Origin of the sequence: Burkholderia arboris (genome assembly GCF_038723655.1) — a bacterium.
GTDB classification, from domain to species: domain Bacteria; phylum Pseudomonadota; class Gammaproteobacteria; order Burkholderiales; family Burkholderiaceae; genus Burkholderia; species Burkholderia arboris.
On the sequence record NZ_CP109822.1, the window covers coordinates 634,151 to 651,000 of the forward strand.

At 63.8% G+C, this 16,850-nt stretch carries 15 protein-coding genes and 1 pseudogene; 11 read left to right on the plus strand and 5 right to left on the minus strand.

Annotation, left to right across the window (positions count from 1 at the left end; genetic code table 11):
- Positions 1-76 precede the first annotated feature (76 nt).
- The 4 genes from OHZ10_RS20080 to OHZ10_RS20095 all read right to left on the minus strand — a co-directional run bounded on the left by OHZ10_RS20080 (position 77) and on the right by OHZ10_RS20095 (position 5,559).
- Positions 77-1,150, minus strand: coding sequence for a fimbrial protein (locus OHZ10_RS20080; protein WP_342705625.1), 1,074 nt, complete (start codon positions 1,148-1,150; stop codon positions 77-79).
- Positions 1,151-1,262: 112 nt separating this feature from the next.
- Entirely contained in the window at positions 1,263-3,866 is a 2,604-nt protein-coding gene (locus OHZ10_RS20085) for a fimbria/pilus outer membrane usher protein (RefSeq protein WP_342705626.1), read from the minus strand.
- 177 nt (positions 3,867-4,043) lie between these two features.
- Positions 4,044-4,790 carry a fimbrial biogenesis chaperone gene (locus OHZ10_RS20090; protein ID WP_342705627.1) on the minus strand — a complete coding sequence of 249 codons (747 nt, stop codon included), beginning with the start codon at positions 4,788-4,790 and terminating at the stop codon, positions 4,044-4,046.
- Between the two features lie 115 nt (positions 4,791-4,905).
- Positions 4,906-5,559, minus strand: coding sequence for a fimbrial protein (locus OHZ10_RS20095; RefSeq protein WP_230950427.1), 654 nt, complete (start codon positions 5,557-5,559; stop codon positions 4,906-4,908).
- 694 nt (positions 5,560-6,253) lie between these two features.
- Between OHZ10_RS20095 and OHZ10_RS20100 the strand changes: the two genes are divergently transcribed.
- From OHZ10_RS20100 to OHZ10_RS20130, 7 genes are all read left to right on the plus strand, one after another.
- Positions 6,254-6,784: a CS1 type fimbrial major subunit gene (locus OHZ10_RS20100; RefSeq protein WP_342705628.1), complete on the plus strand. Its 531-nt coding sequence runs from the start codon at positions 6,254-6,256 to the stop codon at positions 6,782-6,784.
- A 101-nt stretch (positions 6,785-6,885) separates the two neighbouring features.
- Positions 6,886-9,147 (plus strand): TcfC E-set like domain-containing protein, encoded by a 2,262-nt coding sequence (locus OHZ10_RS20105; protein WP_342705629.1) that lies wholly within the window; start codon positions 6,886-6,888, stop codon positions 9,145-9,147.
- 32 nt (positions 9,148-9,179) lie between these two features.
- Positions 9,180-9,866 carry a pilus assembly protein gene (locus tag OHZ10_RS20110; RefSeq protein ID WP_342705630.1) on the plus strand — a complete coding sequence of 229 codons (687 nt, stop codon included), beginning with the start codon at positions 9,180-9,182 and terminating at the stop codon, positions 9,864-9,866.
- A gap of 17 nt (positions 9,867-9,883) precedes the next feature.
- Entirely contained in the window at positions 9,884-10,339 is a 456-nt protein-coding gene (locus tag OHZ10_RS20115) for a hypothetical protein (RefSeq protein ID WP_342706017.1), read from the plus strand.
- A 55-nt stretch (positions 10,340-10,394) separates the two neighbouring features.
- Positions 10,395-11,441: a hypothetical protein gene (locus tag OHZ10_RS20120; RefSeq protein WP_342705631.1), complete on the plus strand. Its 1,047-nt coding sequence runs from the start codon at positions 10,395-10,397 to the stop codon at positions 11,439-11,441.
- 8 nt (positions 11,442-11,449) lie between these two features.
- A complete protein-coding gene (locus tag OHZ10_RS20125) occupies positions 11,450-11,992 on the plus strand; it encodes a hypothetical protein (protein WP_059237852.1) in 543 nt (180 codons plus the stop codon).
- Between the two features lie 2 nt (positions 11,993-11,994).
- Complete coding sequence (locus OHZ10_RS20130) at positions 11,995-12,654, plus strand: hypothetical protein (RefSeq protein ID WP_425394800.1); 660 nt, start codon at positions 11,995-11,997, stop codon at positions 12,652-12,654.
- Positions 12,655-12,682: 28 nt separating this feature from the next.
- Here OHZ10_RS20130 and OHZ10_RS20135 read toward each other — a convergent pair.
- Positions 12,683-12,796: pseudogene (locus OHZ10_RS20135) on the minus strand (pyridoxal-phosphate dependent enzyme); the annotation flags it as partial.
- Positions 12,797-12,879: 83 nt separating this feature from the next.
- On the opposite strand from OHZ10_RS20135, the gene OHZ10_RS20140 reads away from it, so the two are divergent.
- From OHZ10_RS20140 to OHZ10_RS20155, 4 genes are all read left to right on the plus strand, one after another.
- Entirely contained in the window at positions 12,880-13,320 is a 441-nt protein-coding gene (locus OHZ10_RS20140; RefSeq protein WP_342705632.1) for a hypothetical protein, read from the plus strand.
- 379 nt (positions 13,321-13,699) lie between these two features.
- Entirely contained in the window at positions 13,700-15,097 is a 1,398-nt protein-coding gene (locus OHZ10_RS20145) for an undecaprenyl-phosphate glucose phosphotransferase (protein ID WP_342705633.1), read from the plus strand.
- A 35-nt stretch (positions 15,098-15,132) separates the two neighbouring features.
- The gene (locus tag OHZ10_RS20150; RefSeq protein WP_059240843.1) at positions 15,133-16,362 is read left to right on the plus strand and encodes a polysaccharide biosynthesis/export family protein; all 1,230 of its coding nucleotides are present in this window, start codon (positions 15,133-15,135) and stop codon (positions 16,360-16,362) included.
- Positions 16,359-16,850, plus strand: coding sequence for a low molecular weight protein-tyrosine-phosphatase (locus OHZ10_RS20155; protein WP_063805265.1), 492 nt, complete (start codon positions 16,359-16,361; stop codon positions 16,848-16,850). The genes OHZ10_RS20150 and OHZ10_RS20155 overlap by 4 nt, the downstream gene beginning before the upstream one ends.

Consider the following 16,850-nt stretch of genomic DNA (forward strand, 5'->3'; position numbering starts at 1 on the left):
GCGTTGCCCCGACGATGCCGGATGAACATGCCATGATCCGGCTTGCCGCGATACGCGGCCTGTCAAGCGCGGGCCGCTATTGATAGGAGAACGTGAACGACGCGCGCGCGTCGACTGTTCCCGGGGTGATGGTCGGCGCCGTTTTCACATACTTGGCCACCAGCGGAATCGTCACGGTGCCGCCGTCGTTGACCTCGTCGACGAACCATTGGTTGGTGTTACCCTTTGCCGCGGAGTCGGGGCCGAAGCGAATCGGTGTCGAATTGCCCTGACGGAACAGCTGAACGCCTACGCCGCTCGCCCCCGACGTCGAGGACAAGCTCAGCGTGTCGCCGGTGTTCGCGGGCTGGTTGATATCGGTCATCGTTACATGAACACTCACCTTTCCGCGGCAGGCGACGCTCACGGAAAGATTCTTCGATGCATCGGAGACGTCGCCGACGGCCTTGAGCGCGCCGCCGTAGATGCCGGGAAGGGGGATCGTGTTATGTGTGCCGGAAGTCAGCGAGCAGCCGTCGGTCGTCACGTTGACCGAAAGGGCCGGCAAGTACAGGGTGTGATTCGTATGCTGGGTTGAAGAGTGGACGCCGCTTTCGCCGATCGCCTTTTGCGGATTCTTGTAGGAACCGGTAGCGAGTGAACCGCTGAAAACGAGTGCGAGCCGGAACTCGGGCCCTACCTGCTTGTTGCCGTTGCCGTTGGCAGGGGTGGGCTCCGAGCGGGTCTCCGATGTAAGCGCATGCCATGGCCCGACGACCGACGGGTGTTTCAGCCGGACCATTGCGGCAAAGCCGATGCCGGGAATCCCCGTTTCATAGACCGGAACCGATTGCCCTTCGAAAAGATAGGTGACGTTGGGGACGAGCACGCTGGTGCCGAGCAATTTGGCGTCCCATTTGTTCGGATTGCAGTCTTCCGTCAATCCTCCGGGGGCCGTGATGTTGCTCAACGAACCGGCCTCGACCAGGGTGCCCGGAATCTGGGCATCCCGCGCGCTGGAGATACTTGCGGGAATCGTAGGACGCGGGAGGGCGTTGCCGGGAATGACGACGCAAATCGCATGCACGGCGGACGGAGCGATCAGCACCGCGAGTGCAACGACGATCAGATGAACGAAGTGGCGAGAAGAGCGGGTCGAATTGCGTGTCATGGTGTGTCTCTGCGATGAGATGTCGGTTGGGTTTCCGTTGCCGCATGCATTGGCCGGCCGGTCAAGGCGGCGCATTCGCCGGAACGGGGGCGTTCGGGAGTCGGACGGCGTGTCAGGTCGCATTCGTCCTGCATACGCCGCCGACCTGTTCCAGCACGGCCGATCGACGCTTGCCCGCCTTGACCGGAAGGTTGTATTCGATCCGGCAGATCGAACGCGCATCGTTGCCCCACGTGACCGTGAGCGCGCCGTTGTCCTTCAGGCCGCGAACGAAGATCTTGCTCGCCTGACCGACGACGCCGAGGCTCTTGCCGGTTTCGTCGGTGACCGCGGCGCCGAACGGCAGCGGCGTGCCATCCGGCTTGCGCGCCTGGATCACGGCCGCGCGTCCGCTGTCGGTGTCGAACTTGAGCAGCGGCACCGCGCCGGCGCGCGGCGCGACCTGCTGGCTCGTTTCCTTCAGCTCGACGTCCATCGAAATGCCCTTCGGGTCGAGCTCGACCGTGTTCATGTTGTACGGCGTGAGGTAAGGCACGATCGCGTAGCCGCGGCTGTCGACCCGCACCCCGGATGCGTTCGTGAGCCGCGCGCCTTCCGCCCCCTTCGCCTCGACGATGCCGAAGGTCTCCGACAGCGGCTGCGACAGCGTGATGCCGCCCGGGTGCGCGACCGCCGCGCCGCGGATGCCGATCGAACCCTGCTGGTAGTTCGAGCTGCCGCCGGCGCTGACGTTGAGCTCGGCGACGCGCGCGCGATACGTCAGGTTGCCGCTGCCGTCGGTGTTCGCGTTGCCGCGGTTGTTCGTATAGTTGGCGCCGACGCTGTACGACAACGCGTTGTCCTCGCCGAGCGAGCCGGATACCATCGACTGCACTTGCGTGCGGCCTTGCGTATCGCGCGACACGTTGCTCGTCAGCATCGTCGGGCTGGACTTGCCGAGCGGAATCGTCACGCTCGCGTAGTACAGCGTGCTCATGGCGCCGCCGAAATCGCGCTGGCGCGTTGCCGACAGGCTGTATGAGATATTCCGGAACGAATTGTTGTAACCGGCCGAGTAGTTGATGTCCGAGCCGGGGCGATTCCAGTAGTTGGCGGCGGACGCGGTCAGGCTCAACTGGCCGCCTTTCTCGCCGAGACGCTGGCTGACCATCAGCGACGCACGGCTGCGCTGCCGCCAGACGGTGTCGACCGATTGGCCCTTGCGCACCGTATCGCGCGCGTTCATCGCGTCGTTCAGGTTGAAATAGCCGTTCGTCGAGTAGCGGTACGCGGCGATCGACACGTCGGTGCCCGTCGCCGCGACGGATTTCGCATAGCTGACGCGCAGGCTCGAGCCGCTGAAGCGCTTCACGCCGGGGATCGACGTGGCGGCCTGCGTGAAGTCGAGGCCGAGCGCGCCGAAGCGCGTGTTGAATGCACCGCCCAGCATCGCGGACGCATAGCCGGCCGCGATCGTGACGCCGCCATACCCGGTGACCAGGTTCGTGAGGCCGCGCTGGTAGGTCGCTTGCGCGAACAATGGGTGGCCCGAGTTCTGCTGGTTGCGCAGCGTGCCCGCGACGAAGCTGTAGCGCTGGATGCCGGGCCGCAGCGACAGCGGCACCGCCGCATACGGCACCGAGAACGTGTGCACGGAGCCGTCCGCTTCCGTGACGGACACGCGCAGGTCGCCGCCGTAGCCCGTCGGATACAGATCATTGATCTCGAACGGGCCGGGCGAGACGGTCGTTTCGTACAGCGTCACGTCGTTCTGCCGGATCGTGACCTTCGCATTGGTGTTCGCGACGCCGCGCACGACCGGCGCATAGCCGCGCAGCGAGTCAGGCAGCATCCGGTCGTCGGTCGACAGGCGCACGCCGCGGAACTGTGTCGAGTCGAACAGTTCCCCGGACGTGAAGGTTTCGCCGATCACCAGTTGCGACGAAAGCGACGGCAGATCCCGCTGCACATAAGTCGAGATGTCCTGATACCGGCTGCCGCCGCGTTCCGACCACGTGTACGAACCGTTGTGGCGGAAGTGCCAGTTGCCGATATTGATGCCGCCGTTCAGGCCGAGATAGGCTTGCGTATCGGTGCGGCTGCCCCTCGGCTTCGAGCTGTAGACGTTGAGGCTGTAGTCGAGCATCCCGACGGGCACGCCGGCATCCCACTGATCCCGGCTGACATGCCCGCGTGCCTGGCGAACGAGCGACGCCTGCGGAACGGCGAGCGTCAGGCGCTGCTCGCTGAAGTCGAACGATGCGCTGGCCTCAGGCACGATCTGGCCAATGCGGCGGCACTCGCCTTTGACGGTGATCGCGGCCACGGTCTCCGCGGGCAGCTTCGTGAAATCGACGCCGATACGGCGCAGCAGCTTTTCGTCGAAGCAGGGTTGCGCGTCCGGCATGCCGGGGACGGCCGCGAACGCGATGTCGTAGCGCCCGATCCAGCGCGGCCCGACCATGAGGTCGACGCTATAGGTGGCCGGCTCGACGAGGTTGCCCCGCGCGAAGCGCGTGATGTCGACCGGCTGCCCGTTGCCGTTGTTCAGGAAGCCCGGATCGAACTCGACCTGCGCGATCTGCATCGTATCGGACACGCCTGTCTCGGGGAGGCCGCCGTCGGCATGTCCTTCACCTGCCCACGCGGCGAGGCTCGACAGCACCAAGGCGCACATCGGTTTGAGGCGCGTGGTAGACGGCGCATCCTTGAGCGGATGCTGGATGGGCTGAGTCATGGTGGATGAGCCTCGGGTGGAGAGGATGCGTAGCGGCGTGCGCAATTGCACGAACCGGTCGTGAGGTCGATGCGGACAACGTGGGCATGGGCTCGCCGGTCGTCCGCATGCGTGGCCGTGTGGCCACGTCGCGAGGCTAGGCGGTCGGGTGGGGACGCGCGGGCAACCCGCACGGCGTTACGGCTGCATGGACACCGGCTGTTCGTTGTTGGTCGACGCGCCCCAGTCGTTGATGCTGCCGAACTGGACCATTGCGCCGGCGGCGGGCTGGGTCTTGAGCGCGGCGATCGGGAATGACTGCGTGGTGCCCGGCAGCACGTAACCGGCGCCGGCGTCGTATTTATTGCCGCCGGAATGCAACAGCACGCTGCCGATATTGACGACATACGGCGTCGGATTCGTCGCCTGCAGGACATATTTGCCTTCCGCGCCGCGCGCGACCTGCCAGCGCATCTGTGCGGGCGCGCCTTGCGCGTTGCCGGGCAGATCGCGGGGGCGGAACATGATTTTGATGCGTGACCGGAACGCGATCTGAAGCTGGTTGCGATCGGCGTTGCCGGCCGCTTTCGGCGGAATTTCCAGCACGTTGAGCCAGAACAGCGACTCCTTGTCGGCCGGAAGCGGGTCGTTCGTGTAGATGAGCCGCAGCGTCTGACCTTTCTGCGGCTCCATCCGGAACATCGCCGGCGTCAAGGTGAAAGGGACGTCGATGGTATCGGGCGATGCGTCCGCGTCGCCCGTGTCGATCCAGGTCTGCACCAGCGCCGGCGCGGAACCGTCGTTCGTGAGTTTGATCGTCACCTCGCGGTCGTTGCCGGGGAAAATGACGCGCGTACCCGAGATCACGACGTTCGCATACGCATGCGAAGCGATCAAGGTGGTAGTCAGCGCGATGGCTTGAAGCGATTTGAGGATGACGTTCATGGCGAGCCGGATAGGTTTGCCGATCGTTGTCGTCGATCGGTGGGACGAAGCGGCGGCGTGCGCCGCACGCCGCCGGAAGGCCTCCTGTGCAAGCGGGGCCTGGTCGAGCGGAGGATTACTGATAGACCAGCGAGTACTGGACCTTCGAATTTGCCGGGCCGCCGATTGCCACGCCGGTCGCCAGGTACTCGGCGAAGAAGTTCAGCTGCGCGGTGCCGTCCGCGCCGATCGAGACCACTTGCGATTGCTGGTCGGATGCGTTCGCGCCGACCACGATCGGGCTCTGGCCGTCGTTCAGGATCTGGAGAACGACGTTTTGCGCCTCGGGATTCTCTGCCGTGCCCTTGTCGAGCGACAGCTTGCCGTCCGCCGTCACGTTGGTCGCGTTTTCGAACGAGACCTGAACCTTGGTCGGGTTGCCCGAGCTGGATTCGCCGTCCACCGCGCAGCCCGACAGCTTGAAGCCGAACGCCGTGCGGCCCGCCACCGCGCCGGCGGCATTCAGCGCGCCGGCGCTGACCGTTGGCATCGGGACGGCCTTGTTGGACGTGCTGCCGGCATCGGTGCCGTCGATCTTGCAGGTTGCCGCGGTGACGTTGCCGGTGAACGTGATCGTGCCGTCCGCCGCATGGGCGGCCGACGCCAGGCCAAGGCCAGCCACGGCGAGCAGCGTTGAAATGAGTTTGGTGCTTGCGAGTTTCATAGTCTTGATCTCAAACGGTGGTTGATGTTGTGAAACGCACGAAAGCCGCTTTTTGACAGTGCACATTTGGGGCATGGCAAGTCTTGGAATGGCGAGGTACGAATCAGGAACGATTGTCGAGAGTTCGACCAGTGGATGAAATGGGATTCGAACGAGATTGATTGTTGATTTAATAGTACAAGTACTAAATCGGAATTTATGGTGTGGTTTGCGGGGTTGCGAGGTGGAATTGTTCGGTGGATTTAACATTTTTAAATCAGCGGGTTATGCTGATTCGGGTCTCCGTGCCGAAGACAATCGGACAGCCTCCGGTCCCTCGGGGGTGATGAATCGTAAGTCAGTCATTCTGCATAGTCCGAAAGGATAGATTTAAGAGGCGCGATATCCCTGGTCGGATTCGTAAAATTAAAAAAAATATGAAGGCGAGTCGTGAAAATCAGGAAGTCGAATAAGACAAATCAGGCTGCGCACCCACTATCCGGTGAGTCTTGCCTGGCCGGGCCGGCATCGGCGTCGGCACCGCATGGACAGGGGCGGCCATGCATGCAGTGCTTTTGACGGATTTTTTTGGAAATTCTGATTTCGTAAAAGTCCTAGTGATATTTTCGAATATTGACGAACAAGTTCTATTGACCGTCATGTAGGGTCGGCTGGCAATATTCGTGTCGTGGAATTGAATTATCCACGTACGGATTTCCGGTGTGAATTTAAAACGCCGGGAGTCGCTTGTTCGAAGCCTATTCTTGATAGAGACCAATCGATGAAACTCAGCAAACTCATTCTGGTGCTCGGCGTTGGCGGCGCGGTGTTCGGCGTCGTGCAAACGGCGCAGGCCGAAGCCGTGTCGAAGAAAATCACGCTGACCGCACAGATCAACGACGCGATCTTCGTGTCGAAGCCGGACGGCTCGTCCTGGTACAACACCGAAGAGCTGGCACCGACCGACTACACGCAGTCGAAGTTCACGAAGACGCTGCCGGTGCGCGTGTTCACGAAGAACGCCGATTTCAACATTTCGCTGGCGCAGCCGCTGAAGATGTCGAGCGGCGCGTACGAAATGAAGAATGCGAAGGTCACGCTGTCGTCCAACGCGGGCCCGTCCGAGGTCAAGTTCGGCGCGGTCCAGAAGATCACGCAGACGACGCCCGGCAACGGCGGCTTCGACGAGATCCACAACCTGAAGATCGACGTCGACGCACCGGCCCAGCTCGGCTCGATCAGCACCAACGGCAGCTATAGCGGCGATCTCGTGATGGTGTTCGAGCCTGCCGCTGCGTCGGGCACGCCGTAACCCACGAACGAGCCCCGCTTCCGGCGGGGCTCGTTGTCCCCTTCACGGCACGGTCATCGCACCGTGCCCGCCCGTCAAGAATCACGTCAGAAGAAAACAGCGTGTCCGCCTATCAAGCTCCGTTTCGCGTCAACAAGCTGTGGCTGGGCGCGTGTCTTTTCATTTCATCGCACTCGTATGCAGAACTGAAAGTATCGTATGGCGTGCCTGATGGATTCAGCGCGGCCGAGCTCGACGATACCGCGAATTACGTGGCGACGTTCAACGGCCGGACGTTGCCGGGTTTCATCGGCTACTCGCCGGAAGCGGCTGCGCTTGTCTTCGACGAGGAAAAGTACGAAGCGAACGGCATTTCGCGCGACGACATCGACACGCTTCGCCGTGTCGTGTCGCAGCTCGACTACAAGGAGTGCAGTCGCGGCTGCGATCTCGACATCGCCGGCTATCACGTCACCGTCGACAAGCTGAGACGCTCGATCGCCATTCGCGACGCGGGCGAGGACACCATCGCACCGCAGACGGGCGTCGGCATCGTCAACAACCAGTCGCTCGATTTGCGCGCGGCGTCCGACGGGTACCGCACGGTCAACGTCAATGGCAATACCTGGGTCGGACTGCCGTTCCAGAGCTTCGGGTATGTCAGCTGGTATGCCAGCCGCACCGAGACGCGCAGTTACAACAGCAGTACGAAAGGCGTGTCGTCGTATTACCTGCAGAAGAATTTCGCCAGCACCTACATGCGGGCGGGCAAGCAGAGCAGCATCGATTACGCGGCCGGGTCGGTCAGCACGCTGCTGACGCCGAGCTTCGACCAGTTCGTGACGCTCGGCAGCCAGACCCACCTGCAAGCCGACACGCGCGCGGGATCGCTGATCCTGTACGCGACGGCGGAAGGCAACTACGAATTCTATCGCGGCGGCCGTCTCATCCTGAAGCGTCCGGCCATGCTCGGCCGCAACGAAATCAATTTCGCCGACCTGCCGGGCGGCTATTACCCGGTCGACGTGCGCCTCGTCGACCGGAACGGCAACGTGATCAATCGCGAGACGCGCGAGATCAACAACCTCAATTTCGGCGCGAGCAACGGTAATTCGTGGCATGTGACGGCCGGCAAGGAGATGAGCGAGGGCGGATATCTGCTCGAGGCCGCGATGAGCCGGAACCTGAAGCTGTTCTACATGAACGCGTCGGCGATTGCCGGGCGCGGCGGCAAGTGGGCGGCCGAAGTGAACGTCACGCGCCCGATGCAGATCGCCGGCGTCGACGTCGCGCCGACGCTCGGCGTGCTGAGCGGCGAGCGCAGCACCGGCGCGTATATCAATATCTCGACCGCGAGCGAAGCGCTCGGCAGCCTGTCGGTGAGCCGGTACCAGAATACCAACGTGTCGCGTTTCTATGCGGGGCAGCCGAGCACGGCCGTGTCCTATAGCCGCAACGTGCGCGGGGTGACGTTCGGCTACAACTACCAGAAGTCGAATTCCGGCGAATCGCAGCAGGCCGAGGCGCGCTGGAACTACCGGCCGAACGGCCTGTGGGGCTCGTTCGCGCTCGGCGTGCAGAAGGGCGGCTTCCAGCCGAACCGCAGCAACGGCTACGGCGTGTACTTCAACATGACGATGATGCTCGATCGTGTGCAAGGCACCGTCAACGCGACCTATGCGGGCGGGAAGACACAGTTGAGCGGCGACGTCCGCAAGGAGTTCATCGACAGCTTCGGGTCGACCACGGCCGGGCTCACTGGTGCGCGCATCGGCAACGAATACAGCCTCAACGTATACGGCACGCGCGCGGGCACGCGCGGCGATGCATCGCTGAACCTCGGCCACAGCAGTGCGGGCAGCAACGTCGATTTCAACTATCGAGGCATGATCGCGGCCGGCCGCGACGGCATCGCATTCGGGCGTTACAGCCAGAGCGGCAGCGCGATGCTGCTGAAGACGCCCGCTCTCGACGGTCTGTCGTACGGTTTCAACGTCGAGGGCAGCCCCGTCGGCGATGGCGGCACCTATGCGGTGCCGTTGAACGCGTATCGCGACGTGCCGTTCGCGCGCGTGCTGAGCAACAGCGAAGGCGTCGACATGAACATCGAGGTGCCCGCGAACATCGTTCGCGCGCACCCCGGGCAGGTGTATTCCGCGAAAGCACGGATCGACATCAACATGATCTACAGCGGCTTCCTGACGGATACGGCTGGCCAGCCCGTCAGCGGGAAGATCGTCGAGACGGGCGACACCGTGCACCCGAACGGGCTGTTCTCGATCGTCAGCAAGGCGATGCTGTCGACGATCACGCTCGATTCCGGCGGCCAGCGGCGCACCTGCAACCTGAAGCAGCCGGACGGCAACTACTTCCGCTGCGAATGACGGCTTCGACAATGAACTTTACGGATGGACACATGAATCGGAAATGGCGAATCGCACGCATCGCAGCGGGCGTCCTGTGGCTGGCAACCGCGCTTTCGGCACACGCGGAAGGCGAACTGATGGTGATGCCGGCCACCGTCAAGGTATTCGATGGGCACGAGCAGAAAGTGACGGTGCGCAACCTCGGCGATGCGCCGCTTTATCTGTCCGTTTCCGTGCAGAAGGTCACGAATCCGGGCATGACGCCCGAAACGAAGGTAGCGCTCGGCGATCTGCCGCATCCGGGCATCCTCGCGAGCCCCGACAAACTGACGCTCGGGCCGAACCAGGATCGCTCGATCTCGCTGAAGTCGCTTGCGGAGCCCGGGAACGAGGAGCTGTACCGGCTGTACATCGTGCCGGTGAAATCGCTGAAGGTGGACGATGCGCCGCAAGACAAGATCACCGCGCCGATGTCGGTTTCCGTCGGATACGGCGTGCTCGTCCGGCTGATGCCGCCTCCGGGAAAGCAGCGCAGCGGATGGGCGCATCGGTGTGACGGCGGCGGGTTGACGCTCGAAAACACCGGCAACGTGCGACAGGTCTTCACGGACGTGACATACGACCAGGCGCCTGCCGCGCAAACCGTCGCCGTGTTTCCGGGCACGCCGCAGCGGTTCGCCACGAAGCGGATGACGCTGCGGGTCGACGACAAACCTCGGACACTGCAGTGTCCGTGACGACCCGCCGCGCCCGGATGGCGATGGGCATGCTGGCAGGGCTGGCGTGTGCGGGCAGCAGCGTGGCCGCCGGCGTGCTGAAGCTGTCGCGTGTGGAACTGACGCTGGAGCCGGGCCGGCCACCGGGCGAACTGTATGTCGAGAACGTCGGTGATACGCCGCTCTACCTGGATGTCGAGCAGCACCTGCTGACCAATCCGGGAGAGGCGCCGGAGCGGCGGGTGCCGATTGCCGAAGTGGCACGGCCGAGCTTGCTGGTGCTGCCCGGCCGGCTCTCGCTCGCACCGGGGCAGCGGTACAGGATGGTGCTGAAAGAACTGAGTGTGCCGTCACGGCCCCAGGTATGGCGGGTCACGTTTCGGCCGAACGAGCGGGTACGCGTCGAAGGTGGCGAGCGCGAGGGCGCGGCGCCGCTGTTCGTCAAGATCGGGTACGGCGTGGTGATATACCAGCGCGCGACCGGGAAGGAATAGGCAGGAATGCGAACAGGTTCGTTGTGACGAGAGACTGCAACATGACTGGAGCGACATGAAAAGAGTGATTGGGGTAATCGGAATGGCGAGGTGGCGGCAATCCGGTGCATTGGCATTGGCGTTGGCACTTGCCTTGTTCTCGCGTGGTGCGTCGGCGGCGCTCGAGTTTGGAAACGTCATGGGCTCCTTCACCAAATGCACATGGAGGAGCAACGGTGACGGAACCAGCACGATCGAGCTGAATGTCTTTTACCTACCGATTAGAGACGCACTGGGCAAGGACCCGTCGGGAGCGTTCCGGCCAGATAGCTGGTTCACCTCCAGGCTCGTGCGGGTATATACGTACGACAGCACCGGGAAGCCGGATCCAGGCCCTCAGGCGGCGGCGGCCACATTGGTGACGATGAATGGCACTTACCACACGCGTGCCGGAGCTGTCTACACGGCTCGGATTTATGACGGAGGCACCGTGGCCGGTCCTGTTCCTGGGTGGGATTTCGGAGGTTTCCGGGACGTCACTGTCCGGATTCTGATCAACGACGCGAAGATCAAGGACTGGCCCGCAGTCGGCGTGGGCGCCGGCAACAGCACGCAGAGCGGCTGGGTCTTTGATTACCAGGCGCTTTATGTCAGCGACTTGGGGGGCGGCTCGTGTCGCAAGATCGATCCTGGAATCCGGCCGCCCAAGCCGCCGCCTATCGTCACCGTCGACATGGCCGCTCCGGACTGGGACCTCGGCGAACTGCAGCGGGGCGAACATGAAGTCACGCTCGCCAAGCCCGCGGATCAGCTGTGCTTTACCTATATGGGCGAAGACGGCTTCCGGAATTTCGTCATCGACGCGACGAGCGCAAACGGCGTCGCCGGAAATCGCTATCTGCTTCGGAACGTTCGCCAGCCGGCCCAGAGCATTCCGTACAGCCTGACGCTCGACAGCGGCACCGAACGGTTCCCGTTGCCGAACACGGGCAGTGCGGGCGTGAGACTGAACAAGGCGATGCGCACCTGTTTCATTCCGACGTTCAAGACGTCGGTGGAGATGTCCACCGAGCCCGGCGACTACAGCGATGTGCTGTCGTTCACGGTCATGACCAAAACCTAGGAGTCTGAATGAAGCAGCACATCTGGGGTTGCCTGCTTGCGGCGTCGGCTTGCCTGCCGATGTGCGCGGCGGCGCAGGAGATCAAGGGCAAGACCGTGAGCAAGGTCACGGCTCGCGTGGTGCGCGCGGACAACCTGATCGTGACCGACGACAAGGGCGGCTGGTTCGGCAGCGGTCTGACGATGCAGCAACTCGGCGGCTGGGATACGGCCTACGAAGTGCAGGCGCGGCTGCGTGTCGTATCGACGACGGGACGGTTCCGGGTCCGGATGGACGAACCGCTGGACATCAGGAACCAGGCGAAGCCAGCCGTGGTCTTCCGGTCGCCGGCGGTCAGTCTCGGCGCCGAAGGCGCCGAGCGCAAGCCGCTCGTCGTCGGGCACGGCGTCGATTTCCAGAACCCGGCGGCGCCGTTGCCTAACGTCGACTCCGAGGGCTATTACAACCTCGCTGTTTCCGCCTATCCGCCGGTGGGCGATTTCAAGAGCACGGCGGGGACGTATACGGGCACCTTGTCGCTGGTCTTCGAACCGCTCGTGGCGAAGCCGTGAAAATGCGCCCTTTTCTTTTCCTGCTCGTGACGATGATCGCCACATTTGGCCCCGATCACGCCGGGGCCACAATCGATGTGTTGCCGAAAGAGATGTCGATCGGCTCGGACACAGCCACGGTGCAGGTCATGAACAACGGCGGCCGCGCCGAGTACGTGACCATTTCACTGTCGCGCCTGCTCAATCCGGGTGTGCCGCTGGACGAGGAAAAACTCGAGCCGGTAGGCAACGCGGCCAGGCCGACGCTCTACGCGTCGCCGTTCAGGTTGAGCCTCGGGCCCGGGCAGACCAAGACCATCGTGCTGAAGCCGTTGAGTCCGGTCGATACGGAGACGGTCTACCGGCTGGACGTCAGGCCGGAAATCAAGGTGTTGGGCACGGAGCAGCAGAAGGCTGTCGGCAACGTCGTCGTCAATCTGGGGTTCAGCGCGCTGGTCCGTCAGTTGCCCGCTCGCCCGGAAGAAAAATTGTCCGTCGCGTGCGACGCATCCGGCGCCCGCCTGACGGCCGCGGGAAACGTGCGCTACGAGGTGAAAGGCGCCCGGGTCGACGGGCGCGCGGTCGAGCGCTTCAATGTCTACCCGGGCGTGCCTAGGATGCTGCAAGGGCGCGTCGTGGAGATTCCAGGGCAGCCGGCGTGCCGCGGCGGCGATGCGCGTTGACGGCGCGCCGGTGTGATGCTGGCCGCCGTTAGCCGTTCCTGAAGATCTCCGCATACGCGCTCGAAGCCGGCACCCCGCCCGACTGCGCATACAGCACCTTCGACCCCGGCTCGAATTCCCCGCGCGGCACCGTGTCGGTCATTTATTGCATCGTTTCCGTCGCAAACCAGAACGGTCGGTGCGCTCTCTAGCCACGTACGCGGGCGGATCGCGTCGAGCATGCCGTTGAGCAACGTATCCGGATGCGGATTGCCGTCGGGCAGCGCAAAGCCGCGATCGAGATCATCGGTGCCCGAATGCGGCGGTCGATATGTCTATCCCGTCCCGGATCAAAGAGCATGGGTCGATCCTATGCATCCGCACCGACCCGTTGACGATCTCTGGGATATCGCGAAAGGGCCGCACACTTCGAAATCGGGCAAGTACTCGCGCGAATGCGTGATCGCCTCGGCACGCGCAATTTCGGTGGGCGCTGCAGATGTTGCCATTTCGGCCGGAAACGAATCTGCAACCCGTGTTCCCGAACCAGGCGTGCCGGCAGGCACGGCAGCGGACGAGCGGTGCGTCGCGGCGATGTTCATCCGCAGGTCGTTGCGCGAAGGCGGGCGGACACACATTGCAGGGCTCGGTCGATCATTGACCACCATCAATCCGTCAGGTACGTAAATGCACTTCATCGAAAAATCGGACAAGACTCGTCCTTGTTTATGACGTTTTGGGACGTGACCGATTTAAACCGGAAGATCGTGCAGGCAATATTCGGGTTTGCTTCGTCTCGGTCAGCATTGAGCTCGCCGGCAAGCCGCAGGCGGCAGTCCATCCGGGGTGTGCCGATCCTGTCACCGGAGTTTGAAATTTGACGGTTCATGAAGTTTGGCGGTTAGCCAGCATCCATGAAAAAAGATTCGTATCGCTAAATAATTTTCAGGAATCGCTCTACACTCGATCATCGATTCGTTCCGGCATGACGTGTGCGGCGTGTAGGCACGTTGCTGTCCTGTCGTCGCTCGATTGTGACGGGTGATCGATCAGGGTTATGTCTTCGTTGAACCACGCCAGATACGTCTCCGTCGCGCGCAGGAAGGTTTACCGGTTCGGGCTGGTGGACGCCGGCCTGCTTGTCGCTACCGCATGGGCGGCGAGAAGCTGGTTCGGCGGCTCGTCGTACGCGCGAGCCGACTCCGTGCAGATCGCCATCTCGATCGTTTGTGCGCTGGCCTTGTTCTCGCTGCTCGGTCTGTACGGCGATCCAGGACGCGGCGCACCGCGGCACCGCGTATGGCTGGCCCCGGCCGGCCTGGCCGTCGCGTTGTGTGTCGGTACGGTTTGCGTCACCACGCTCGACGAGCAGTCCGAGGTGGCGCTCGGGTGGGTGATCGGCTGGTTTGCGCTGTCGGCGGTTGCGCTCGCCGCGTCGCAGGCATTGAGGCGATGGCTGGGCGTTCGCGCGGCGGCTCGGCATCTCCGGCGCAAGCCGATTGCGCTCGCCGGATATCGCGAACGCTGTCGGGCGGTCACCCGTCCCGACGCACGGGAAGCGGGCAGTCCGTTCCAGGTGGCCGCGATCTTCGATATGTCCGGTTCGTCGCCGGTCGGCCCGGATGAACCGGAAGTCCATCGCGATCTGGCCGCGTTTGTCGATAGCGTGCGCCGCGCCCACATCGGGGAAGTCTGGATCGTGCTGCCGCTGTCGGCGGCCGATCGCGTCGGCGAGATCGTTCGTGCGTTCGCAGAGGATCTGGTGGACATCCGCTTCATGCCGGACCTGACCGGCATGACGCCGCTTCATCCGCATCGGGCGAATCGCGGTCATGCGCTCGATCTCGTCGCGTCGCCGCTATCGGCGCGGGCGCTGGCAGGCAAGGCGATGTTCGATCGTGCATTCGCCGGCCTGGCGCTGGTCGTGATCGCACCGTTGATGGCCCTCATCGCGATCGCGGTGAAGTGGTCGTCGCCGGGGCCGGTGCTGTTCCGGCAGCAGCGCCGAGGCGCCTACGGGCGCATCTTCACGATCTACAAGTTCCGGACGATGCACCGGCACGATGCGGGCGAACAGGGCGAGGTCAGGCAGGCGACGCAAGGCGACCCGCGCGTCACGCGCATCGGCGCGCTGTTGCGGCGCACGAGCCTCGACGAACTACCGCAGTTCTTCAATGTGCTGAAGGGCGACATGTCGGTGGTCGGGCCGCGCCCGCATGCGGTGGAGCATGACCGCTTCTACCAGCCTCTCGTCGACGGCTACATCCAGCGCTACCGGATCAAGCCGGGCATCACGGGCTGGGCCCAGGTCAACGGATATCGAGGCGAAACGGATCGCGTCGAGAAGATGCAGAAGCGGGTCGAACACGATCTCTATTACCTGAACAACTGGTCGTTTGCGCTGGACGTGCGGATTGTGGCGGCCACCGTTCTGTGCGGATTCACGCATCGCAATGCCTATTGAACGACGCGTCGCCGCACGCGGTCTGGATAACGGAAATGGAAACTGGAAAATGGTCGCGCTCATGGGCGCCACGCCTGCGATCGGTGCTGACGGGGTTGCCCGTCATGCTGCTGTCCGCTTGCGCAGTCGAGCCTGGCATGCACATGAACCTCGCGAACGATACGCGGCAGGATGCCGGTCTCGCGCGGACGCATGACGGCGGCGTGACGGTGTCGATGCATCGCATCGATGCGGCCTTGCTCGATCAGTCGCAACGTGAGCCTGCGCCGCGCGAAGCGGCGCCGGTGCCGATCGGGCCGATCGACGGCACGCTGATCGCAGCCCAGCGGCGCGACGCGCGCACACAGGGCGAACGCACGCGCGCGGCGCTCTTCGCCAAGCCGGCACCCTACGTGGTCGACGCGGGCGACGTGCTGCAGATCACCGTATGGGATCACCCCGAGCTGGCCGCGGCACAGGGCAATCCGGGCAATCAGCAGGTACGCCCCGCCGATCCGCCGGCGGGCTTCGTCGTCGATCAGGCCGGAAGCGTGTCGTTTCCGTACGTGGGTGAACTGCACGTTGCCGGTATGAGTACGAGCGGGATTCAGGCGGCGCTGCGTGCGCGGCTCTCGAAGTGGTTCGTTGCGCCGCAGGTGACGGTGCGGGTCGCGTCGTATCGCGGGAATCGCGTCTATGTCGACGGCGAGGTCCGTGCGCCGGGCGCGCAACCGCTCAACGACGTGCCGATGACGCTGCTCGAGGCCGTTGGGCGCGCGGGGGGCTTCACGGCCGATGCCGACCAGAGCCGGATGACGCTCGTGCGTGCCGGTACCGCCTATCCGGTCGATCTGCCGGCGCTGATTCGCGAGCGCTTCGATCCGTCGCGCATCCTGCTGCGCAACGGCGACCTGCTGCAGGTCGGCGCGCGCGACCAGTTCGGCGTGTACGTGATGGGCGAGGTCAACAAGCCGATGACGGCACTGCCGTTGCGCAACGGCCGGCTTACGCTGGCCGACGCGCTGTCTCAGGCCGGCAGCGTGAACCAGGGAACGGCCGACCCGAAGCAAACCTACGTGATTCGCGCCGGCGCGGATCGTCAGGCGCAGGTGTTTCATCTGGATGGCAGCTCGCCGGTGTCGATGGTGCTCGCCGATGAGTTCGAGCTGCAGCCGCGCGACGTCGTGTACGTCGACAGCACGAAGCTGGCGCGCTTTGGCCGCGTGCTCGCGCAGCTGCTGCCGGCCATCAACGCGGGCCTGACTGCCGCGATCGTCACGAAATGATGCAGCGGATCCTGGTGGTGTGCACCGGCAACGTATGCCGCAGCCCGGCCGCACAGGCGCTGTTGTCGCATGCGCTGCTCGGGCGCACGGTGCAGTCGGCCGGCGTCGCGGCGATCGACGGGACGGTGGTCGACCCCGTGATGAACGAGTTGCTGACCGCGCGCGGTTTCGACCTTTCCGCGCATCGGGCCCGGCGCATCGGTGACCGGACCTGCCTGTGGGCAGACCTGATCCTGGTCATGGAGAGCGCGCATCGCCGACTGATCGAGCGGACTTACCCGGTGACGCGCGGCCGTGTGTATCGCCTTACCGAGCGCTACCAGACCGACGTTCCTGATCCGTATCGCCGTAGCCGCTACGTCTACGACTATGCGACGAAGCTGATCGAGCACGGCGTTGCCGATTGGGCTGCGCGGATCGCGACGTTGGAACCGAACCGGCCGCAGTGTCCGGATACCGGCGTGGATGCGCCGGAACAATCGCAGTGA